15 protein-coding genes and 1 pseudogene are annotated in these 22,489 nt (G+C 73.3%); 7 read left to right on the plus strand and 9 right to left on the minus strand.

Features of this window, described 5'->3' with window-relative positions; all coding sequences use genetic code 11:
• Positions 1 to 48: 48 nt before the first annotated feature.
• Both ACZ518_RS19665 and recD2 read right to left on the minus strand, forming a co-directional pair.
• Positions 49 to 1,338: a citrate synthase gene (locus tag ACZ518_RS19665; RefSeq protein WP_469114255.1), complete on the minus strand. Its 1,290-nt coding sequence runs from the start codon at positions 1,336 to 1,338 to the stop codon at positions 49 to 51.
• Positions 1,339 to 1,521: 183 nt separating this feature from the next.
• The gene (gene recD2 / locus ACZ518_RS19670; protein ID WP_469114256.1) at positions 1,522 to 3,768 is read right to left on the minus strand and encodes an SF1B family DNA helicase RecD2; all 2,247 of its coding nucleotides are present in this window, start codon (positions 3,766 to 3,768) and stop codon (positions 1,522 to 1,524) included.
• Positions 3,769 to 4,095: 327 nt separating this feature from the next.
• Here recD2 and ACZ518_RS19675 point away from each other — a divergent pair, with 327 nt between their 5' ends.
• Both ACZ518_RS19675 and ACZ518_RS19680 read left to right on the plus strand, forming a co-directional pair.
• Positions 4,096 to 4,611 carry a DUF937 domain-containing protein gene (locus tag ACZ518_RS19675; protein ID WP_469114257.1) on the plus strand — a complete coding sequence of 172 codons (516 nt, stop codon included), beginning with the start codon at positions 4,096 to 4,098 and terminating at the stop codon, positions 4,609 to 4,611.
• 61 nt (positions 4,612 to 4,672) lie between these two features.
• Positions 4,673 to 5,170 (plus strand): annotated as a pseudogene (locus ACZ518_RS19680) (GNAT family N-acetyltransferase); the annotation flags it as partial.
• Here ACZ518_RS19680 and ACZ518_RS19685 read toward each other — a convergent pair.
• Positions 5,121 to 6,047 (minus strand): EamA family transporter, encoded by a 927-nt coding sequence (locus tag ACZ518_RS19685; RefSeq protein ID WP_469114258.1) that lies wholly within the window; start codon positions 6,045 to 6,047, stop codon positions 5,121 to 5,123. The pseudogene ACZ518_RS19680 and the gene ACZ518_RS19685 sit on opposite strands and share 50 nt — an antisense overlap.
• Positions 6,048 to 6,129: 82 nt before the next feature.
• Between ACZ518_RS19685 and ACZ518_RS19690 the strand changes: the two genes are divergently transcribed.
• Both ACZ518_RS19690 and ACZ518_RS19695 read left to right on the plus strand, forming a co-directional pair.
• Complete coding sequence (locus ACZ518_RS19690; protein WP_469114259.1) at positions 6,130 to 7,038, plus strand: LysR substrate-binding domain-containing protein; 909 nt, start codon at positions 6,130 to 6,132, stop codon at positions 7,036 to 7,038.
• A gap of 59 nt (positions 7,039 to 7,097) precedes the next feature.
• On the plus strand, positions 7,098 to 8,918 hold the full coding sequence (locus ACZ518_RS19695; RefSeq protein WP_469114260.1) for a glycoside hydrolase family 3 protein: 1,821 nt from the start codon (positions 7,098 to 7,100) through the stop codon (positions 8,916 to 8,918).
• Positions 8,919 to 8,997: 79 nt separating this feature from the next.
• On the opposite strand, the gene ACZ518_RS19700 is transcribed toward ACZ518_RS19695, so the two are convergent.
• The gene (locus ACZ518_RS19700) at positions 8,998 to 10,473 is read right to left on the minus strand and encodes an aminopeptidase (protein ID WP_469114261.1); all 1,476 of its coding nucleotides are present in this window, start codon (positions 10,471 to 10,473) and stop codon (positions 8,998 to 9,000) included.
• A gap of 85 nt (positions 10,474 to 10,558) precedes the next feature.
• Entirely contained in the window at positions 10,559 to 10,924 is a 366-nt protein-coding gene (locus tag ACZ518_RS19705; RefSeq protein ID WP_469114262.1) for a hypothetical protein, read from the minus strand.
• A 154-nt stretch (positions 10,925 to 11,078) separates the two neighbouring features.
• On the opposite strand from ACZ518_RS19705, the gene ACZ518_RS19710 reads away from it, so the two are divergent.
• Positions 11,079 to 11,633, plus strand: coding sequence for an EF-hand domain-containing protein (locus ACZ518_RS19710; RefSeq protein WP_469114263.1), 555 nt, complete (start codon positions 11,079 to 11,081; stop codon positions 11,631 to 11,633).
• Positions 11,634 to 11,674: 41 nt separating this feature from the next.
• Here the strand turns inward: ACZ518_RS19710 and ACZ518_RS19715 are convergent, their stop codons facing one another.
• Positions 11,675 to 15,448 carry an ABC transporter ATP-binding protein gene (locus ACZ518_RS19715; protein WP_469114264.1) on the minus strand — a complete coding sequence of 1,258 codons (3,774 nt, stop codon included), beginning with the start codon at positions 15,446 to 15,448 and terminating at the stop codon, positions 11,675 to 11,677.
• A 250-nt stretch (positions 15,449 to 15,698) separates the two neighbouring features.
• On the opposite strand from ACZ518_RS19715, the gene ACZ518_RS19720 reads away from it, so the two are divergent.
• Entirely contained in the window at positions 15,699 to 16,799 is a 1,101-nt protein-coding gene (locus tag ACZ518_RS19720) for an alpha/beta hydrolase (protein ID WP_469114265.1), read from the plus strand.
• An 18-nt stretch (positions 16,800 to 16,817) separates the two neighbouring features.
• Here ACZ518_RS19720 and ACZ518_RS19725 read toward each other — a convergent pair whose 3' ends face one another.
• Both ACZ518_RS19725 and speB read right to left on the minus strand, forming a co-directional pair.
• A complete protein-coding gene (locus ACZ518_RS19725) occupies positions 16,818 to 18,503 on the minus strand; it encodes a thiamine pyrophosphate-binding protein (RefSeq protein ID WP_469114266.1) in 1,686 nt (561 codons plus the stop codon).
• A 58-nt stretch (positions 18,504 to 18,561) separates the two neighbouring features.
• Positions 18,562 to 19,524 carry an agmatinase gene (speB, locus tag ACZ518_RS19730; protein WP_007264163.1) on the minus strand — a complete coding sequence of 321 codons (963 nt, stop codon included), beginning with the start codon at positions 19,522 to 19,524 and terminating at the stop codon, positions 18,562 to 18,564.
• Positions 19,525 to 19,640: 116 nt separating this feature from the next.
• Between speB and ACZ518_RS19735 the strand changes: the two genes are divergently transcribed.
• Complete coding sequence (locus tag ACZ518_RS19735) at positions 19,641 to 21,119, plus strand: PucR family transcriptional regulator ligand-binding domain-containing protein (protein ID WP_469114267.1); 1,479 nt, start codon at positions 19,641 to 19,643, stop codon at positions 21,117 to 21,119.
• Positions 21,120 to 21,190: 71 nt separating this feature from the next.
• Here the strand turns inward: ACZ518_RS19735 and ACZ518_RS19740 are convergent, their stop codons facing one another.
• Complete coding sequence (locus ACZ518_RS19740; protein WP_469114268.1) at positions 21,191 to 22,330, minus strand: serine hydrolase domain-containing protein; 1,140 nt, start codon at positions 22,328 to 22,330, stop codon at positions 21,191 to 21,193.
• Positions 22,331 to 22,489 lie beyond the last annotated feature (159 nt).

Here is a 22,489-nt window from a genome sequence, read left to right on the forward strand (position 1 = left end):
GGATCGACGGCGGGGCGCTTTCCGTATGACCGGAGCGGCCGGAAGGCCTTAGCGGGCCTCGACCGGGACGAACTCGCGCAGGACCTCGCCGGTGTAGATCTGGCGCGGGCGGCCGATGCGGGAGCCGGGCTCCTTGATCATCTCGTGCCACTGGGCGATCCAGCCGGGAAGGCGGCCGAGCGCGAAGAGCACGGTGAACATCTCGGTCGGGAAGCCCATGGCCCGGTAGATCAGACCGGTGTAGAAGTCCACGTTCGGGTAGAGGTTGCGGGCGACGAAGTACTCGTCGGCCAGCGCGTGCTCTTCCAGCTTGAGCGCGATGTCCAGCAGCTCGTCGCTCTTGCCGAGCGCCGAGAGGACGTCGTGCGCCGCCGCCTTGATGATCTTCGCCCGGGGGTCGAAGCTCTTGTAGACGCGGTGCCCGAAGCCCATCAGGCGGACGCCGTCCTCCTTGTTCTTCACCTTGCGGATGAAGGCGTCGACGTCGCCGCCGTCGTTCTTGATGCCTTCCAGCATCTCGAGGACGGACTGGTTGGCGCCACCGTGCAGCGGGCCCCACAGGGCCGAGATGCCGGCGGAGATCGAGGCGAACATGTTCGCCTGCGAGGAGCCGACCAGGCGCACGGTGGAGGTCGAGCAGTTCTGCTCGTGGTCCGCGTGCAGGATCAGCAGCTTGTCGAGCGCGGAGACCACGACCGGGTCCAGGTCGTACTCCTGGGCCGGCACGGAGAAGGTCATGCGCAGGAAGTTCTCGACGTAGCCGAGGTCGTTGCGCGGGTAGACCACCGGGTGGCCGACCGACTTCTTGTACGCGTACGCGGCGATCGTCGGGAGCTTGGCCAGCAGACGGATCGTCGAGAGGTTGCGCTGCTTCTCGTCGAACGGGTTGTGGCTGTCCTGGTAGAACGTCGACAGCGCGCTGACCACGGACGACAGCATGGCCATCGGGTGGGCGTCGCGCGGGAAGCCGTCGTAGAACCGCTTCACGTCCTCGTGCAGCAGCGTGTGCTGGGTGATCTCGTTGCGGAACGACGCGAGCTGGTCGACGGTCGGCAGCTCACCGTTGATCAGCAGGTAGGCGACCTCGATAAAGGTCGAGCGCTCCGCCAGCTGCTCGATCGGGTAGCCGCGGTAGCGCAGGATGCCCTGCTCACCGTCGAGGTAGGTGATCGCCGACTTGTAGGCGGCGGTGTTGCCGTAGCCACTGTCCAGCGTGACGAGCCCGGTCTGGGCCCGGAGCTTCGAGATGTCGAAGCCCTGGTCACCGACGGTGCTTTCGACCACCGGGTAGGTGTATTCACCGTCCGCGTACCGGAGTACTACAGAGTTGTCGCTCACGTCATCCCTCACCGACGTAGTGCCTCTTCTTCGAGGTGCCCTGACTGCCTCTACCTTCCCCCATTTGGCGCAGGAGAGTGCACTCGGGGTCGGCCTTTGGTCCTTTTGACGGCACTGAGTGCCTTCAACCTGCTCATCCTGCCCCCTCCGCGCCGGTTGTCGGAACCCCAAATGATCGATCATCTAGGTGATGTTTCCCACCGACACCCGGCCGGCGAGCCGAGCGGCGACCGCGGTGTACCTCCTGCCTGCGGAAACGGTACGCACCGCCTGCCCGAGCGCCTTGCGGGACCCGACCAGGACGACCAGTTTCTTCGCCCTGGTCACGGCCGTGTAGAGCAGATTCCGCTGGAGCATCATCCAAGCTCCGGTGGTGACGGGGATCACGACCGCCGGATATTCACTCCCCTGGGAACGGTGGATGGTGACGGCGTACGCGTGCGCCAGCTCGTCCAGCTCCGCGAACTCGTACCCCACCTCCTCGTCCTCCTCTGTACGGACCGTCAAGCGCTGCTCGTCCACGTCCAGAGCGGTGACCACGCCCACGGTGCCGTTGAAGACGCCGTTGGCGCCCTTCTCGTAGTTGTTGCGGATCTGGGTGACCTTGTCGCCCACCCGGAAGACCCGGCCGCCGAACCGCTTCTCGGGCAGGTCCGGCCGGGCCGGGGTGATGGCCTGCTGGAGCAGGCCGTTGAGGTTCCCCGCGCCGGCCGGGCCCCGGTGCATGGGGGCCAGGACCTGGACGTCCCGGCGCGGGTCGAGCCCGAACCTGGCCGGAATCCGGCGGGCGGCCACGTCCACGGCGAGGACCCCGGCCGCCTCCGTGTCCTCCTCCGGGAAGAGGAAGAAGTCCGGCAGGCCGTCGGTGATGGGCGGCACCCCGGTGTTGATGCGGTGCGCGTTGGTGACCACGCCCGACTGCTGGGCCTGGCGGAAGATCCGGGTCAGCCGGACGGCCGGCACCGGCCCGCCCTCCGCCAGCAGGTCCCGCAGCACCTCGCCGGCGCCGACGGAGGGGAGCTGGTCCACATCGCCGACCAGCAGCAGGTGCGCTCCCGGCGCCACCGCCTTGACCAGCTTGTTGGCGAGCAGCAGGTCCAGCATCGAGGCCTCGTCGACCACGACCAGGTCGGCGTCCAGCGGCCGGTCCCGGTCGTACGCCGCGTCCCCGCCGGGCTTGAGCTCCAGCAGCCGGTGCACGGTGGAGGCCTCGGCCCCGGTCAGCTCGGACAGCCGCTTCGCCGCGCGGCCGGTGGGGGCGGCGAGCACCACCTTGGCCTTCTTGGCCCTGGCCAGCTCCACGATGGAGCGCACGGTGAAGGACTTGCCACAGCCGGGACCGCCGGTGAGCACCGCCACCCGGCGGGTGAGGGCCAGTTTGACGGCGTCCCGCTGCTCGGGGGCGAGGCTGGCCCCGGTGCGGCCGGCGAGCCAGCCGAGGGCCTTGTCCCAGTCCACGTCCCGGAACCCGGGCATCCGGTCCTCCTCGGCGTTCAGCAGCCGCCGGACCTGGCCGACCAGCGACAGCTCCGCCCGGTGGAAGGGGACCAGGTACACCGCGGTGAGCGGGTCCGGGCCGCCCTGGGGATCGGGCACGGGCTCCCGTACGACCCCCTCCGGATCGGCGGCGAGCTCGGCCAGGCACTCGATGACCAGCCCGGTGTCCACCTGGAGCAGCTTCACCCCGTCGGCGATGAGGCGCTCCTCGGGGAGGAAGCAGTGCCCCTGGTCGGTGGACTGGGACAGGGCGTACTGGAGGCCGGCCTTGACCCGCTCGGGGCTGTCGTGCGGGATGCCGACGGCCTGGGCGATGCGGTCGGCGGTGAGGAAGCCGATGCCCCAGACGTCCGCGGCGAGCCGGTACGGCTGGTTCTTCACCACCGAGATGGAGGCGTCCCCGTACTTCTTGTAGATGCGGACCGCGATGGAGGTGGAGACGCCGACGCCCTGGAGGAAGACCATGACCTCCTTGATGGCCTTCTGCTCCTCCCAGGCGGCTCCGATCAGCTTCGTCCGCTTGGGGCCGAGGCCGGGGACCTCGATCAGCCGCTTGGGCTCGCCCTCGATGACGTCGAGGGTGTCGAGACCGAAGTGCTCGACGATGCGGTCGGCGATCCTCGGACCGATGCCCTTGATGAGGCCGGAGCCGAGGTAGCGGCGGATGCCCTGGATGGTGGCGGGCAGGATCGTCGAGTAGTTCTCGACGCTGAACTGTCTGCCGTACTGCGGGTGCGAGCCCCAGCGGCCCTCCATGCGCAGGGACTCGCCGGGCTGCGCGCCGAGCAGCGAGCCGACGACGGTCAGCAGGTCTCCGGCGCCGCGGCCGGTGTCCACCCGGGCGACCGTGTAGCCGCTCTCCTCATTGGCGTAGGTGATGCGCTCCAGCACCCCCTCGACCACCGCCAGTTGCACCGCCCCGTTGTTCGCCATGGCTAGAAGCTACAGTCCGCCGCCGACAGGCGCCGGGGCCTGTGGACAACGGCCGCGGGGACCGGCGGGCCGCCGGCGAAACGAAAGGGGGTCCGGGGAAACGAAAGGGGGTCCGGCCTCGCGGCCGGACCCCCTCACGGTTACCCCTCCCTCGTCGGACTTCCCGATCCCCCCGGATCCCCACCCGGAAGTCCCGACGCAACATACGACCCGCGTCCGGCCCGAAGGGTTGCATCCGGAATCACAGCTTTACCTTTCCGTTACATTCAGCCACCCCGGGAGTACTCCGAGGTGCCATGAAATCGCCGCACACGTAGCGTTTCCGGCATGAGCGACTCTTCCTTCGAGGACGACGTACTGGGCGAGCTCGGCGACGACAAGCTGAACGAGATCGCCTCCCTGCTCGGCACCGACACCGACGGCGCCCGCGAGACCGTCTCCCAGACCGTCGGGGCCATGACCGGCGGCCTCCAGGAGAAGGCCGACGCCGACGACGACGAGGTCCGCCAGGCCTTCGCGGAGGTGTCCGAGGCCCCCCTCCAGGGCGTGGCCACCCTCGGCGGCGGCCTCGGCGGCCTGCTGGGCGGCGGGATGATGGCCGGGGTGCTCTCCAAGGTCAGCAAGCCCGTGGCCGAGGCCGTCTCGAAGCGGACCGGCATCCCCGCCGCGACCGTCGTGCGCGTCATCGAGCTGCTGATCCCGGTGCTGATGGCCGTCTTCGCCAAGCGCGCCGCCGCCGGCAAGGGCGCGGGCGCCCCCACCGCCGGCGCCCCGGGGGCCGCTCCGGCCGGCGGCGGCCTCGGCGACCTGCTGGGCCAGATCCTGGGCGGCGGGAAGAAGTAGCCCCGCCAGGCCGGGCGCCCCCGCGCTATCCTCGGCAGCCATGGAGACTTCCGGCGCGGCGGTGCGGCTGCGGGACCCCGGGCCCGGCGAGCTGGGCTGGATCGTGCAGCGCCACGGCGCGCTCTACGCCGCCGAGTACGGCTGGAACCAGGAGTTCGAGGGCCTGGTCGCCCGGATCGTCGCCGACTTCGCCGAGGACCACGACCCCCACCGGGAGCGGGTCTGGATCGCCGAGCACGAGGGCGAGCCGGCCGGCTCGGTGATGTGCGTGCGCGAGGAAGGCTCGCCCGGCACGGCCCGGCTGCGGCTGCTGCTCGTGGAGCCGGCCGGGCGCGGGCTCGGGGTGGGCACCCTGCTGGTCGACACCGTCGTCGCCTTCGCCCGATCGGCGGGCTACCGCGAGCTGGTGCTGTGGACCAACGACGTACTGACCGCGGCCCGTTCGCTCTACGAGCGGGCCGGCTTCACCCTGGTCGCCGAGCGCCCGCACCGCTCGTACGGGGCCTCCCTCACGGGGCAGGACTGGCGGCTGCCGCTGCGCGCGGAGTCCTCCCGCTGACCTCGGCCGTACGGGTCTTCGCGCGCGCGGGGGCCAGCGAGGTCAGGCCCACCCCGCCGACGAGCAGCACCGCCGCCACCCAGCGCGGCCCGGAGATCCCCTCGCCGAGCACCAGGGCGGCCGAGGACATCCCGAACACCGGCACCAGCAGCGAGAAGGGCGCCACGGCCGAGGCCGGGTAGCGGCGCAGCAGGTAGCCCCAGGCGCCGAAGCCGAACACCGTGGACACCCAGGCGACGTAGCCGATGACGGCCACCCCGGACCAGTCCAGGGCGCGCAGCGCGGCCAGGTCCCGCTCGGGCCCCTCCAGCAGCAGCGACAGCGCGAACAGCGGGACCACCGGGACCGTGCACACCCAGACCATGAAGTTCAGGGCGTCGGGCGGGGCGGCCCTGCGGGTGAGCACGTTGGACACGCCCCAGCAGGCGGCGGCCGCGACGACCAGGACGAAACCGGTGACGGGCCCGGACAGGCCCCGGTCCACGGCGGCCACCGCGATCCCGGCCAGCGCCACGGCCATGCCCAGCAGCCGCACCCGGCCGGGCCGCTCGCGCAGCACGACGGCGGCCAGCGCGGCGGTGAAGACGGCCTGGACCTGGAGCACGAGCGAGGACAGCCCGGCCGGCATCCCGGCCGCCATCCCCGTGAACAGCAGCCCGAACTTGGCGATGCCCAGGGCGGCCCCGACCCCGAGGATCCACTTCCAGGCGACCTTGGGGCGCCCCACGAAGAAGACGGCGGGCAGCGCGGCCACGAGGAAGCGCAGCGCCGACAGGAGCAGCGGCGGGAAGTGGCCGAGGCCGATCTCGATGACGACGAAGTTGAACCCCCAGACGGCGGCGACGAGGACGGCGAGTGCGGTGTGTACGGGACGCATGCTCCGAGCATCGACGCCCGGACCATGTAGCACCAGCGCGGATCCCTACCGGGATGGATGAAGCAGTGCTTACGATTGGTGGATGCTCGACCTGTCCCGGCTGCGCGCCCTGCACGCCGTCTCCGTCCACGGTTCGGTCGCGGGCGCGGCGGCCGCCCTCGGCTACACCCCCTCCGCGGTCTCGCAGCAGATCGCCAAGCTGGAGCGGGAGACCCGCACCACGCTGCTGGAGCGGCGCGGGCGCGGGGTCGCGCTCACCGAGGAGGCCCGGCACCTGGCCGACACCGCCCGGGAGCTCCTGGCGATCGTCGAGCGGGCCGAGACCACCCTGGAGGAGCGGCGCGGGCAGCCCAGCGGGCTGCTGACGGTGGCCGCCTTCGCCTCGGCGGCGCGCGGGCTGCTGCCCGGCGTCCTGGCCGGGCTGGCCGAGCGGCATCCGGCGCTGGACGTACGCCTGACGGAGGTCGACCCCCACCTGTCGGTGGACCTGGTCGCCCGGGGCATCACCGACCTGGCGGTGGCCCACGACTGGGACATCGCCCCGCTGCCCGCCCCCGAGGGGGTGGAGCAGGCGGTCATCGGGGACGACCCCTGCGATCTGGTGGTCCCGGCCGGACACCCCTTCACCACCCGGCGGGCGGTGCGCCGGACGGACCTCGGGGGCCAGCGGTGGGTGTGCCAGCCGCCCGGCCGGGTGTGCCACGACTGGCTGGTGCGGACCATGCGCACGGCCGGGTTCGAGCCGGACATCGCGCACACCGCCGAGGAGAACCACACCATCGTCGCGCTGGTCGCCGCCGGTCTCGGGGTCGCCGTCGTGCCCCGGCTGGGCACCGGCGCGCTGCCCGCGGGCGCGGTGGCCGTGCCGCTGGAGCCGGGTCCGGTACGCAGGCTGTACGCCCTGTGGCGGACGGGAGCGGCCCGCCGGCCCGCGATCACCGAGACCGTACGCACCCTCCAGGAGCACTGGGCGGCGCGCGAGCGTACCTAACGGGCCATTCCCGAGTGTCCGTCAGGCACGGCGCGGGGTGCGGCAGTAGGGTCCCACGGGTGCCGAACCACGCCTCCCGACGGGCCCTGCTCGCCGCCGCCGCCATGGCCGCCGTCACGGCCGCCGGAGCCGCCGGAGCCGCTTCCACGGCCTCCACCTCCGCCCCCCGGACCCCGGACGACTCCCGCGCCCCCGCCGGGCCGCCGGGCCGGCGCCCGGACCGGGAGCGGCTGCGGGCGCTGGTCCGCGGGCTCGGGCTGCCCGAGCTGGTGGGGCAGCTGTTCGTGTCCCGGGCCTACGGGCATTCGGCGACGGACCCCGACCCGGCGGACGCCGAGCTGAACCTGAAGCACTTCGGGGTGCGCACCGCCGCCGAGCTGGTGGCCCGCCACCACCTGGGCGGGGTCGTCTACTTCGCGTGGGCCCACAACACCCGTGACCCGCACCAGATCGCCGCCCTCTCCAACGGGCTCCAGCGGGCCGCCGCGGACTCGGGGGCGGGGATCCCGCTGCTGCTGTCGGTGGACCAGGAGCACGGGGCCGTCGCCCGGATCGGCCGGCCCGCGACCCTGTTGCCCGGGGCGATGGCGCTCGGCGCGGCGGGCTCCGCCGAGGGGGCGCTCCGGGCGGCCCGGGTGGCGGGGACCGAGCTGGCGGCGCTGGGCATCCGGCAGGACTGGGCGCCGGTGGCCGACGTGAACGTGAACCCGGCCAACCCGGTGATCGGCGTACGCTCCTTCGGCTCCGACCCGGCCGCCGTCGCGGCCCTGGCCGCGGCCCAGGTACGCGGTTACCAGGGGGCGGGGGTGGCGGCCGCGGCGAAGCACTTCCCGGGCCACGGGGACACCGAGACCGACAGCCACGTCGGGCTGCCGGTGATGCGGCACACCCGCGCCCAGTGGGAGGAGCTGGACGCACCGCCGTTCCGGGCGGCGGTGCGCGCGGGCGTCGACGTGATCATGACGGCGCACATCGTCTTCCCCGCGCTCGACCCCTCGGGGGACCCGGCGACCCTCTCGCGGCCCATCGTGACGGGCCTGCTGCGCGAACACCTCGGCTTCGAGGGGGTGGTGGTCACCGACGCCCTCGACATGGCGGGGGTCCGGCAGAAGTACGGGGACGACCGGGTGCCGGTGCTGGCCCTGAAGGCGGGCTGCGACCTGCTGCTGAACGCGCCGGACCTGGGACTCGCGCAGCGCTGCGTGCTGGCGGCGGTGGAGTCGGGCGAGCTGGCGCGCGGCCGGATCGAGGAGTCGGTGCTGCGGATCCTGGAGCTGAAGGCCCGCCGGGGCCTGTTCGAGGACCCGTACACCTCGGACGCGGCGGTGGACGCGGCGGTGGGGACGGGCGGGCACCTGGCCGCCGCCGACGCCGTCGCGGCGGGTACGACGACCCTGCTGGCCAATCCGCGCGGGCTGCTGCCGCTGGACGCGTCGGCCGGGCCGCGGCTGCTGGTCACCGGCACCGACCCGGTCTCCCCCACGGGCACCACGGGCCCCTCCACGACGGTCCTGGCGCGGGAGCTGACCGCCCTGGGGTGCCGGGCGCAGGCGCTCCCGTCCGAGCGGGCGGTGGCGGCGGCCCCGGGGCACGCGGCGGTGCTGGTGTGCACGTACAACGTCCCGGAGGGGGACAGCCCGCAGCGCACGCTGGTGGCGGAGCTGGTCGCGACGGGCGTGCCGGTGGTGCTGGTGGCGGTCCGCAATCCGTACGACCCGGCGCGGCTGCCCGAGTGCGCGGCCGAGGTGGCCACGTACACCTGGACGGACGTGGAGATGCGGGCGGCGGCCCGGGTACTGACGGGCGCGAGCCGGCCGTCGGGCCGGCTCCCGGTGCCCGTCCCGGGCCGCTACCCGCTGGGCCACGGGCTGTCGTACTGAAGTACCTGGAGTACCTGGAGTACCTGTACCTGGAGTACCGGGGTACGCGTACCCCGGTACTCCGGCCCGTCGGGGACCCTTACCGGCGCAGCGACTCGCGGCGCAGGTCGGTCTGGTCGAGCACCGGGTCCGGCGCGGCGAGCGGCGCCGCCGCCTGCGGGGCGGCCCCGTCCGCGCGGAACACGTCGGCGGCGGGCGCCACTCCGGCCCACTGGAGGATCCGCGCGGTCGCGAGGGCCTTCTCGCCGTCCTGGAGCTTGGCGACGTTGGCCCCGTGGTTGGCGCCCGGAGCGGTCATCACGTAGCTGTCGCGCACCCCGTACCCGAGGTGGAAGGGCTCGGCGCCCCACGGGTCGTTCTGCCCGTACACGAACAGCATCTGGTTGGCGTTGTTGCGGACCCAGGTGTCCACGTCCGCCATGGCCGCCGGCTGGAAGGTCATGGGGATGTCACGCGGCACGAAGTTGCGCGGCGGCTGGTAGCCGTACCGGCTCAGGCCCTTGAGGTGCGGCTGCTTGATGTCGGGCGAGCCGAGCTGGGTACCGGCCTGGTAGTAGTACGGCGTGTACGTCTCCAGGCCCTGGTCGGCGTAGGCCGAGAAGCCGGAGATCGTGTCGACCGTGTCCCAGATCTGCTGGTCGGTGGCGGTCTTGGCGTCCGGGATCGTGGCGCAGTCGGCGAGCAGGCTGTACTGCCAGAAGGCCCAGGTGTAGTCGAGGACCACGGCCTCGAAGGCCTTGTCGAGGCTGCCGACGGTGTTGAAGGTCCAGCCGTTCTCGGCGGCGGCGGCCTTGTACTTGGCCTCCAGCGGCTCGCGGCGGATCAGGGCCTCGCGCTGGACGCCGTTCAGCTTGTCGCGGCACTCCTTGGTGCCGACCTTGTTGAAGAACCGGTCGTAGGCCGAATCCTCCTTGTTGACGACGTCGTTGGGCGCCACGTAGGCGACGACACCGTCCATGTCCTGCGGGTAGAAGCGCTCGAAGTACGTCGCCGTCATGCCGCCCTTGCTGGCGCCCGTGGAGAGCCAGTTCTTGGGGTAGAGCTTCTTCAGGGCGGTGAAGAGGCGGTGCTGGTCGCTGGCGGCCTGCCAGATGTCGAGCTTCGACCAGTCCGCCGGATCGGGGCGGGACGGGTTGAAGAATCGATACTCCATGGACAGCTGGTTGCCGTCGATTATGGTCGTCGGCTCCGCGCGGCGCGGGTTGGTGTTGACGTTGTAGCCCGAGGTGAAGAACACCGTGGGCCGGGAGACGTCCTTGTGCAGCAGGGTGACGCGCTGCTTGAAGGTGCCCTTCGACGGCTGCCGGTGGTCGACCGGCTGCTCGTAGCTCAGTACGAAGAATCTGTAGCCGGGGTACGGCTTCTCCTCGATCAGGCTCATGCCCGGGATCGCGAGGAGCTGGTCCTTGATGTCCGCTGCGGAGCCCTGTCCGGCGGTGGCCTGCGCGGCGGCGGCCGGCTCTGCGGCGGTGGCCGTCTGAGCCGTGAAACCGGCCGTGCCCATGGTGCCGATCAGCACCGCGGCGGGCAGTACCCGGCCAAGCGTCTTGCGCATTCACCCTCCCCTTCAGTTCACTGTGGTCGCCCGTGAACCTAGCGGGGCCAACACTCCCGTGAACAGTCCCAGTTGGGACGCGACCTCAGCACAGGATCCAGCCAGATTCGACGGATCCGGCCGCCACCGCGCCCCTTACATACACACACCGGCTGACGGCTCCGACGGTGACGGGGCCCGCGTACCGGGCGAATTGCCCCGCATCGCCCACCGGGACGCCGCCGCGCGGCTGAACGCTGACCGCCATGTAACGGCGCTCCCCCGGCTGCAGGGCGACCGTCATCGCGCAGACCCGGGTCCGGCTCTTGAACACCCGCACCTCGGCACCGGGCAGCGGCATCGCCCTGACCAGCTGCCCCTCGCAGCCGCCGGTCGCCGCCGACGCGGCCGGCGCCGCGAAGACGCCCCCCACCGCGAGCCACAGCGCGCCCCCGAACACCCCCAGGGACACGACCCGCCCCCGCCGCCTGCGGCCCTGCATCATCCTGACCCCCCGATCGGTCGTACGTAACACGTACTCACGTACGACGCTCGGCCGCCCCGGAAGGTTGCACTACCCTGGGCGATCGACCGAATGCACAACGTAGCCGTGAAAGGCAGCCGACATGACGACCGATCTGCTCGACCGCAAGCTGGAGCGCGCGTTCGCACACCTGGACGCCGACGACAACGGCGTGATCGACGAGAAGGACATGATCGCGCTCGGGTCGCGGCTGCTGACGGCGCTGTCCGAGCCCGCCGACTCCCCCAAGGCGACCGAGGTGTTCCGCGGGCTCACCGACTTCTGGGTGGACCTCTTCAACGAGCTCGGCGTCGGCCAGGACCAGAAGCTGACCCCCGTGCAGTACCGGGACGGCATGACCCGCCTGTACAAGGACGGCGGCCCGGCCTACGAGAAGTCCTTCCGGCCGATGATGAAGGCGATCCTCACGGTCGTCGACACCAACGGCGACGGGCACATCAGCCCCGAGGAGTTCCACAAGGCGCAGCTGGCCTTCGACACCCGGCTGGAGCCCGCCGCCGCGGACACCCTCTTCGCGAAGATCGACAAGAACCACGACGGCTACCTGTCGGTGGACGAACTCCTCGACGCCGTGCGCGAGTACTACACCGGAGACGACGAGGACGCCCCCGGGAACCTGCTCTTCGGCGAGCTCTGATCCCGGGGGCGCCCCTGTGACGGCTGCTGCGCGACGGGCGGCTACGCGGCCGCGGCCGCCTCGTCCTCCCCGGCGAAGGTCCGCCACAGCACCGCGTACCGCCCGCCGCGGGCCAGCAGTTCCGCGTGGCTGCCGTCCTCGACGACCCGGCCGCGGTCCATGACCACCACCCGGTCGGCCCGGGCGGCCGTGGTCAGCCGGTGCGCCACCACGAGGGTGGTGCGCTTGCCCGCGAGCCGCTCGGTGGCCTGGTTGACCTGTGCCTCGGTGGCCAGGTCCAGGGCGGCGGTGGCCTCGTCGAGGAGCAGCACGTCCGGGTCGACCAGCTCGGCGCGGGCCAGCGCGATCAGCTGGCGCTGTCCGGCCGAGAGGTTGCGGCCGCGCTCGGCGACGGCGTGCAGGTAGCCGCCGTCGAGGGTGGCGATCATGTCGTGGGCGCCGACCGCGCGGGCGGCCGCCTCCACCTCGGCGTCGCTCGCATCGGGCCGGCCGTAGGCGATGGCGTCGCGGACCGTCCCCGGGAAGAGGTACGGCTCCTGGGGGACGACCCCCAGCCGGTGCCGGTACGCCGTCAGGTCCAGCTCCCGCAGGTCGGTGCCGTCGGCGGTGACCCGGCCGGAGGTCGGGTCGTAGAACCGGGCCACCATCTTGACCAGCGTGGACTTGCCCGCCCCGGTCTCGCCCACGAAGGCGACGGTCTGCCCGGCGGGTATCCGCAGGCTGATCCCGGCGAGCGCCTCGCCCTTCGCACCGCGCTCCTCGGCGGTGCCGTAGCGGAACCGCACGCCCTCGAAGGCGATCTCGCCGCGCAGCGCGGTGACCTCGCGGGGCTCGGCCGGGCGGGGGGTGCTGGTGGGCTCGCGCAGCAGGTCCTGGATCCGGCCGAGGGAGACGGTGGCCTGCTGGTACCCGTCGAAGACCTGGGAGAGCTGCTGGACCGGGGCGAAGAACAGGTCGATGTAGAGCAGGTACGCCACCAGCGCGCCGGTGGTCAGGGTGGCCGCCTCGACCCGGCCCGCGCCGACGATCAGCACGGCCGCCGCCGCGCCCGAGGACAGCAGCTGCACGAAGGGGAAGTAGACCGAGATCAGCCACTGGCCGCGCACCCGCGCCTCGCGGTACGAGTCGCTGCGCTCGGCGAACCGGGCCCGGCCCGCGTCCTGCCGGCGGAAGGCCTGCACCAGCCGGAGGCCGGCCACGGACTCCTGGAGGTCGGCGTTGACCAGGCTGACCCGGTCGCGCGCCAGCTCGTACGCGGCGACCGACCTGCGGCGGAACACGATCGTGCCGAGGACCAGCACGGGCAGGGTGGCGAAGACGATCAGCGCGAGCTCGACGTCGAGGACGAGCAGGGCGATCAGGATGCCGAAGAAGGTCAGGACGGAGACGACGGCGGTGACGAGCCCGGTCTGCAGGAAGCTCGACAGCGAGTCCACGTCGGTGGTCATCCGGGTCATGATCTTGCCGGTGAGCTCGCGCTCGTAGTAGTCCAGGCCGAGGCGCTGGAGCTGCGTGAAGATCTTGACGCGCAGGGAGTACAGCACGCGCTCGCCGGTGCGCCCGGTCATCCGGGTCTCCGCGAACTGCGCGGCCCACTGGCCGAGGACCACGGCGAGGGCGAGCAGGGACGCCGCCCACACCGCGCCCAGGGCGGCCCGCTCCACGCCCTGGTCGATGCCGTGCCGGATCAGGACCGGGAGCAGCAGCCCGGCGCCCGCGTCGAGGGCGACCAGGCCGAGGCTGACGGCGAGCGGGGCCCAGAAGCCGGCCAGCAGCCTGCGCAGGCCGTAGCTCTCCTCGGCGGCCGCGGACCGGGTCTCGTCCACGCCCGGCTGGTCGTCGGCGGGCGGCAGCGCGGCCACCTGCGCCAGCAGTTCGGGCGTGGCGCCCGGCACCGGGTCGGCCTCGGCCCGGTCCCCTCGGCGCCACAGCTCGGGGGTGATTCCGTCGACGACGCGCCGCTTGGCGTTCACCGGCTCGGAGTCGATCTCCGCTTCGAGCTCGATGTCCTTCTCCAGGTCCCGTTCGAACTCCGCCATGGACGGTGCGTCGGGGGTGCGCGGCGAGTGCGCCCCGAGGACCTCGGGGTCGGTGAGCAGCCGCCGGTACAGCGGGGAGCGCTGCTCCAGCTCCTCGTGCGTGCCGATGTCGGCGAGCCGCCCGTGCTCCATCACGGCGATCCGGTCGGCGAGCGCGAGGGTGGAACGGCGGTGGGCGATCAGCAGGGTGGTGCGGCCGGCCATGACGGCCCGCAGCGCCTCGTGGATCTCGTGCTCGACGCGGGCGTCGACGGCCGAGGTGGCGTCGTCCAGGAGCAGCAGTCGGGGGTCGGTGAGGATGGCGCGGGCGAGCGCGACGCGCTGGCGCTGGCCGCCGGAGAGGGTCAGGCCCTGCTCGCCGACCTTGGTGTCGTAGCCGGCGGGGAGGGCCTCGATGAATCCTTCCGCCTGGGCGGCGCGGGAGGCGGCGCGGATCTCCTCCTCGGAGGCGCCGGGGCGTCCGTAGGCGATGTTGGCGCGGATGGTGTCGGAGAAGAGGAACGAGTCCTCGGGCACCAGGCCGATGGCGCCGCGCAGCGAGTCGTAGGTCAGCTCGCGCACGTCGTGGCCACCGACGCGGACGGTGCCGCGGTCGGCGTCGTAGAAGCGCGGCAGGAGCAGGGAGACGGTGGACTTGCCGCTGCCGGAGGCACCGACGAGGGCCACGGTCTCGCCCTCCGCGAGGGCGAGGGAGAAGCCGTCGAGGACCGGGCGGCCGGGCTCGTACCCGAAGCTGACGTCCTCGAACTCGACGGTGGCGGGCGCGTCGGCGGGGAGCTCCTTCGTCCCCTCGCGGATCTCGGGCTCGGTGTCGATGAGCTCGAAGACCCGCTCCGCGCCGGCGCGGGCCTGCTGGCCGACGGTGAGCACCATGGCGAGCATGCGGACGGGGCCGACGAGCTGGGCGAGGTAGGTGGAGAAGGCGACGAAGGTGCCCAGGGTGACCTGTCCCCGGGTGGCCATCCAGCCGCCGAGGGCCAGCATGGCGACCTGTGCGAGGGCGGGGACGGCCTGCAGGGCGGGGGTGTAGCGGGAGTTCAGGCGGATGGCGCGCATCCGTCCGCCGAAGAGCCGGCGGCCGGCCTCGCGGAGCTTGCCGGTCTCCTGCTCCTCCTGCCCGAATCCCTTGACGACGCGGACGCCGGTCACCGCGCCGTCGACGACGGAGGCGACGGCCGCGGCCTGCTGCTGGGCGTACCAGGTGGCGGGGAAGAGCTTCTTGCGGCTGCGCTTGGCGATGAACCAGAGGGCGGGGGCCATCAGCAGCGCGACGAGGGTCAGCAGCGGGGACAGCCAGAGCATGACGCCGAGGGATATCCCGAAGAGGAGGAAGTTCCCGATGGTCATGGGCAGCATGAAGAGCAGCCCCTGGATCAGCTGGAGGTCGCTCGTCGCCCGGCCGACGACCTGTCCGGTGGACAGCTCGTCCTGCCGGCGCCCGTCGAGGCGGGCGATGGTGTCGTACATGTCGGTGCGCAGGTCGTGCTGCACGTCGAGGGCGAGGCGACCGCCGTAGTACCTGCGTATGTAGGTCAGTACGTAGACCAGCAGGGCGGCGCCTATGAGCATGCCCGCCCAGGGCCCCATGGGCTTGCTCTCGTCGCCGATGACGTCGTCGATGATGACCCGGGTGACCAGGGGGACGAGCGCCATGACGGCCATGCCCGCCAGCGAGGACCCGAGCGCGAGGAGCACGTTGGCCTTGTACCGCCAGGTGTAGGCGGCCAGCCGCCTGCCCCACCCCTGTTTCTCCCCAGCCTGCGCCGCCGCCGTCACGTGATTGCCTCCCCGTCGGTCCTGTCCTGCCGCCTCCCCCAACGCCCCCACCGGCGGATTTCATCCCACCGCAACAATCGCACCGGTGTCCGGGAGACGCCCGGGGGCCTGACCCGATCAGGGGACGGCCGCCCGCTCGACCGCCGCTGGAACGGGGCCGGGCCGGGGAACCTCCGCGCCCCGGAGGCGCTCTAGCCGGGTGCGCACCGGTTGGCGGTGCTCTGGGCGTCTTGGAAGGGTTCCGCGTTTCATGGGTCTGACGAGTGGCACGCTCCTGGCGGGCGTCGTGCTGTGCACGGCGCTGGCGTTCGCGGCGACGGTGTGGCTGTGGCCGCGGCTGGCGGGAGGGGGCCGGGGGCCGGTCGGGGGACGCGTCGGGCTGCTGCTCCTGGTCCAGGTGTTCCTGTTCGCCTCGGTCGCGCTCGCCGCCAACCGCAGCTTCCTGATCTACGGGTCGTGGCAGGACCTGGCCGCCGGGCCGCCGCGCCAGGAGGCCGCGCCCGGCGGGGCCGCGGTACAGGTGCTGGGGCGGCAGGAGCCGGACGTGCCGGGCGGGCACAGCCCGCAGACGGCCGGGGTGATCGAGAAGGTGACCCTGCACGGCGAGCGGTCGGGGGTGGCGGCCCAGGCGTACGTGTACCTGCCGCCGGAGTACTTCCAGAGGGGCGCCGAGCAGCGCAGGTTCCCGGCGGCGGTGGTCCTGACGGGCTTCCCGGGGACGGCGGAGAACCTGCTGAAGGGGCTGCGGTACCCGAAGACGGCCTGGACGCAGGCCAAGCAGAAGAAGACGCAGCCGATGATCCTGGTGATGATGCGGCCCGTGGTCGGCCCGTCCAACAGCCAGTGCGTCGACGTCCCCGGCGGCGGCCCGCAGAGCGAGACCTTCTTCGGCACGGACGTTCCCAGGACCGTCGCGAGCCACTACCGGGTGGGCACCTCCGCCCGGAACTGGGCGATCATCGGCGACTCGACGGGCGGCTACTGCGCCCTGAAGATGACCCTCCAGCACCCGGAGACGTACGCGGCCGGCGTCGGCCTCTCTGCGGACTACAAGCCGGAGGTCGACGCGGACTCCGGCGACCTCTTCCACGGGAACAAGGACGAGGAGAAGCGCTCCGACCTGCTGTGGCACCTGGCCAACCGGCCCCAGCCGAACGCGTCGTTCCTGGTCACCACCTCGCTCCAGGGCGAGGGCAACTTCCGGGCGACCCAGCAGTTCGTCCAGGCCGTGAAGGCCCCGGCCCACGTCTCGTCGATCACCCTCGACCGGGGCGGCCACAACTTCAACACCTGGAACCGCGAGATCCCCCCGGCCCTGCAGTGGACCAGCGCCCGGCTCCGGGCCGAGTGACGTTCAGCCGGGTGACGTTCAGACGTGCGTCGGGGCGAACATCCTGAGGGTGGCGGGGAGGACCAGGACCGAGGGGCCGGGGGTCTTCAGGGCCCGGGCGAGGTCCTCGCGGAGGGTCTCCGGGGTGGTGGCGGACGCGGGGACACCGAAGGAGGCCGCGAGGGCGGTGAAGTCCGGGCGGGTGAGTTCGGTGGCCGTCGTACGGCCGTCGAAGGAGGCCGTCATGTACTCGCGGAGGATGCCGTAGCCCCCGTCGTCGACGATCAGCCAGGTGACGTCCAGGTCGTGTTCCTTCGCGGTGGCCAGCTCCGAGAGGGAGTACATCGCCCCGCCGTCGCCGGAGACCGCGAGGACCGGGGTGCCGGGCTCGGCGACCGCCGCGCCCAGGGCCGCCGGGAAGGCGTAGCCGAGGCCGCCCGCGCCCTGCGCCGAGTGCATGGTGTTCGGGTGCTTCGCGTCGAACGCGGACCAGGCCCAGTAGGACAGGATCGTCATGTCCCAGAAGGACGGGGAGCGGGGCGGGAGGGCCTGCCTGACGGAGGCCAGCAGTTCCCGTTCGAGGGTGACGTCCTGGGCGGCGAGGCGGTCCTCGACCGCGGCGAGGAGCGCGCGGACCCGCTCGGGGGCGTCCTCGTCCTCGCGGGGTTCGACCGTCTCCAGGAGTGCCTGGAGGGCGAGGCGGGCGTCGGCGTGGATGCCGAGGGCCGGGTGGTTGGACTCCAGCTTGCCGAGGTCCGCCTCGATCTGGACGACCCGGCCCGTGGGGAAGAACGTGTGGTAGTTCGAGGACAGCTCGCCGAGGCCCGAGCCGACCACCAGCAGGACGTCCGCGTCCTCCAGGAAGTCCGTCGTGTGGCGGTCCTCCAGCCAGGACCGCAGCGACAGCGGGTGCGTCCAGGGGAAGGCGCCCTTGCCGCCGAAGGTGGTGACCACGGGGGCGTTCAGCCGCTCCGCGAGCTGCCGGAGCTTGCCGGCGGCGTCGGCGCGGACCACCCCGCCGCCCGCGATGATCACGGGGCGGGAGGCCTTCGAGAGCCAGTGCGCGGCCAGCGCGGTGAGCTCCGGGCGCGGCGCCAGCTCGTGCGGGGTCGCGTCCATGCCGGTGACCTGCGGGATCAGCGTCTCGGCGCGCAGCACGTCCTCGGGGATCTCCACCCAGACCGGGCCGTGCGGGGCGGTCAGCGCCGACTCCCAGGCCTCGGCGATCACGGAGGGGATCTGGGAGGGGGTGCGGGCGGTGTGGACGGACTTCACCACCTCGCGGAAGGACGCCGACTGGTCCCGCAGCTCGTGCAGGTGGCCCCGGCGGCCCCCGCCCAGGCCCGCCGTGGGGACCTGGGAGGAGATCGCGACCACGGGGGCGGAGGCGGCCGCCGCCTCCGCGAGGGCGGGCAGGGACGTCAGCGCCCCGGGCCCGGTGGAGAGCAGCAGCGGCACCGCCTCGCCCGTGAGGCGCCCGTACGCGTCGGCGGCAAAGCCCGCGTTGTTCTCCGTGCGGAGGGTGACCAGGCGCAGGTCGGAGCGGCCGACGGCGTCGAAGAGGCCCAGCGCGTGCTGGCCCGGCAGGCCGAAGGCGGTGGTCGCGCCGAGCCCGCGCAGCGTCTCCACGACCAGGTCCCCGCCCGTGCGGCCCGGCGGCGGCGCCAGGGCGGCCGCCGTCTGGGCCTCGGTGGGACGGAGTACCAGGTCGTGGTCGTGCGTCACGGGTGTGTGGTGCCCTTCGTGCTCGGTGCCGCTCCGTCTCCGCCGCCGTGCCGGGGGGTCAGCCCTGGCGGGAGGCGGCGATCTGACGGCTCATGATCGTGGTCAGTTCGTACGCGGTGTGCGAGGCCGCGACCGAGGTGATCTCCGCGTGATCGTACGCCGGGGCGACCTCGACGACGTCGGCCGAAACCAGGTTGCAGGACGACAGGCCGCGGATGATCTCCAGCAGCTCGCGGGAGGTCATGCCGCCCGCCTCCGGCGTGCCGGTGCCGGGCGCGTGGGCCGGGTCGAGCACGTCGATGTCGATGGAGATGTACAGCGGGCGGTCGCCGATGCGCTGGCGCAGCTGGTCGGCGACCTCGTCGGCGCCGCGGCGGTAGACGTCCGCGGAGGTGACGATGCCGAAGCCCATCTTGGCGTCGTCGTCGAGGTCCTGCTTGCCGTACAGCGGGCCGCGGGTGCCGACGTGGGAGAGCGCCTCGGTGTCGAGGATGCCCTCTTCGACGGCGCGGCGGAACGGGGTGCCGTGGGTGTACTCGGCGCCGAAGTAGGTGTCCCAGGTGTCGAGGTGGGCGTCGAAGTGGAGCAGGGCGACGGGGCCGTGCTTCTTCGCGACCGAGCGCAGCAGCGGGAGGGCGATGGTGTGGTCGCCGCCGAGGGTCATCAGGCGGGAGCCGTTGCCGAGGAGCTCGTCGGCGGCGGCCTCGACCGTCTCGACGGCCTCGTTGATGTTGAAGGGGTTCACCGCGATGTCACCGGCGTCCGCGACCTGCGCGAGGGCGAACGGGGAGGCGTCCTGGGCCGGGTTGTACGGGCGCAGCAGGCGGGAGGCCTCGCGGATGGCGTTGCCGCCGAAGCGGGCGCCGGGGCGGTAGGAGACGCCGGAGTCGAAGGGCACGCCGACGACGGCGACGTCGGCGGAGCCGACCTCGTCGAGGCGGGGCAGGCGGGCGAAGGTCGCCGGGCCCGCGTAGCGCGGGATGCGGGAGGAGTCGACGGGGCCGCGCGGCTGCGTGCTCATGGGGGGTGCCCTTCTGGTGGTCCTGCTGGTGCGGTCCTTCGAGCGTAAGCGTGCCGCGCGGGGGTGGGGAGGGTACGTTTCATCCATCTGGCAGCACTGAAATGTACGGAGTATCCATGGCCGACGTCCCGGTCCCCCCGAACCCCGGCAGCGGGCCGGCCGGGGCGCCCGCCGGGGAGCCGATGACGCCGCCCGTGGGGCTCGCCGGGCTGCTCGGTGAGCGGGGGCTGGGGCTGCGGCACCTCGCGGGGCCGGCGGTCGCGGAGGTGTACGGGGTGCACGCCTCCGAGATGGCGGACCCCTCCCCGTACCTGCTGGGCGGCGAGCTCCTGCTGACGGCCGGGGCCGCGCTGACGGAGGCCGGGGCCGCCGCCTACGTCGGAAGGCTCGCCCGCGCCGGGGCCGCCGCGCTCGGCTTCGGCGTGACCCCGGTGCACGAGGTGGTCCCGCCCGGCCTGGCCGAGGCGTGCGAGCGGTACGGCCTCCCGCTGGTCGAGGTCCCGCCCGGGACCCCGTTCACGGCGGTCGCCCGCAGCGTCGGGCGGCTGATGGCGGAGGCGCGTACGCGGGAGCTGCGCCGGGTCGCGGAGGCCCAGCAGGCCCTGGCGGCGGCCGCGGCCCGCCCGGATCCGGTCCCGGCGGTGCTTGCCCGGCTGGCGGCGGGCCTGGGCGGCTGGGCCGCACTGCTCGACCCGGGCACCGCCGGCGCGGGGGCCGACAGCCCGACCCGGCTCGCGGAGACGGCCGGGGGCGCCGTGAGTGCCGGGGGCCGGCCCGGGGTGGAGGTGCTCGGGGCCGTGGACGCGTTGGCCCGGCGCGTGGTGCCGGGGGGCGCGGCCACCGCCACCGACGCGCTGGGTGGCACGAGCCTGGCCGCGTACGCCGTGGGCGGCGGGCGGGTGCTGGCCCTGGCCGCCCCGGGGCGGACCCCCGGCGACCACACCATCGCCTCCATCGCCGCCGTACTGCTGACCCTGGTCACCGCGGAGCGCCCCGCCGGGGACGAGGCGGCGGCCCTGACCCGGCTGCTGCTGGACGGGGATCCGGCCGCGGCCCTCGCTCCCGGGCCCTGGTACGCCGTCCACGCCCGGGGAGGCGGGGACCCGGGGGCCCTCGCCGCGGCGCTGGGCACCGTGCTGCTGGACCCGCGCGGGGACGGCGTACGCCTGCTCACCGACCGCGAGCCCGGCCCGCAGCCCGGCTGGCGGCTCGGGGTCAGCGCCCCGGCCGCGCCCGGCGCCCTGGCCACCGCCGCGGCGCAGGCCCGTCGCGCCCTCGCCCGCGCCGAGGCGGCGCGGACCCCGCTGTCCCGGCACACGGACCCCGGCTTCGCGGGGCTGGTCGGCGACGCCGAGGCGCGGGCCCACGCCGAGGCCCTGCTGGAGCCCCTCTCCCCCGTCCTGCGGGACACCCTGCGCGGCTGGCTGGCCCACCACGGCAGCTGGGACCGCGGAGCGGCGGCCCTCGGCGTGCACCGCAACACGGTCCGCCAGCGCGTCGCCCGCTGCGCGGCACTGCTGGACCGGGACCTCGACGACCCGGACACCCGGATGGAGCTGTGGTTCGCGCTGCGCCTGTCCGGAGGGGACGGCTAGGCCGGGCCAGGCCGTGCCAGGCGGTGCCAGGCCGTGCCTTTCGGATCGGGCCGGGCCCGCGCCGCCGGGGTTCAGCGGTTGAACGCGGCCAGGCCGAAGCGCTGGACGATCTTCATGCCGTCGCCCTTGGCGTCGGTGCTGTTGACGGAGTAGACGAGGGTCCGGGACAGGTCCCGGGTCGCCGCGATCACCGTGTGGTAGCCCGGGCGGGCCCCGGTCTTGCCCCAGACCTCCTTGCCGCCCACGACGAGGCGTTCCAGGCCGGCGCTGCGGGTGGCGCCGGGGATGTCGGGGACGGTGAACATCTCCTTCAGCTGCGGTTCGGGCACGACCCGGCCGCGGAAGAGGGCGAAGACGAGGCGTTCCAGGTCGCGGGTGGTGGAGATCATGTCGCCTGCGGCGAAGCGGTCCGTCATGTTCCATTCGGTGACGTCCACCTGCTTGCCGCCCATCAGCTGGTACCCGCGGTTGTGCGGGCCGTGGATGCGCGGGTCGGCGCCCTTGGGGAAGGAGCTGCCGGTCATGCCGACCGGGCGGAAGATCCGGACCTCGGCCTGGTGGGCGTACGAGTCGCCGGTGACCTTCTCGACCAGCATGCCGAGGATCGTGTAGTTGATGTTGTTGTACTGCTGCCTGGTGCCCGCCTCGAAGGCCGGGCCCCTGGACAGGCCTCCGGCCACGACCTCCTGGTAGGGGAGGGTCTCGAAGCGGTGCGGGTACCCGTCCTCGACGGTCTCGCCGAGGGAGGCCCCGGGCTGGATGCCGCTGGTGAAGTTCAGGAGGTTGCGGACGGTGACGGGCTTGGTGAAGCTCTCCGGCATCAGCCCCGGGAGGTAGGTGTTCACGGGGGCGTTCAGGTCGACCCTGCCCTCGGCGGCGAGCTGGAGGACGAGGGCGGCCGTGACGACCTTGGTGGTGGAGCCGGCCCGGAAGCGGGCGTCCGCCAGGGCCGGGGCCCCGGTCCTGAGGTCGCGCACGCCGGCGGTGCCGGTCCAGTGGCCGTTCCCGCCGACGCGGATCAGCGCGGCGGTCGCGTCCCGGTCGGGCAGACCGGCGATCCCGGCGCGCAGGGCCGCCGCGTCCGGACCCTGTCCGGCGGCGGCCGCCGCCGCGGGGGCGGGCGCCGCGAGGGCGGTGGCGGCGGTCACGGGTCCGGCGGCGAGGCCGAGGAGGAGGACTGCGGCCAGGGCGGTGCGGGTGCGTCGGTTCACTGCGGCTCCGGTGGGCTCGGTTCGGCGGTGTTCGTTCGGACCTGATCCATCCTGGTGATCGCGCCGGGCCGCCGGATCCTCCGCGGAGAGGAGCGCGACGGGCCCTCACCCTTCCGGGACGGGGCCCGTCCGCCTCGGGGGGATCCCGGAGTCCGCCCC

Source organism: Streptomyces sp. NPDC033966, assembly GCF_055575955.1.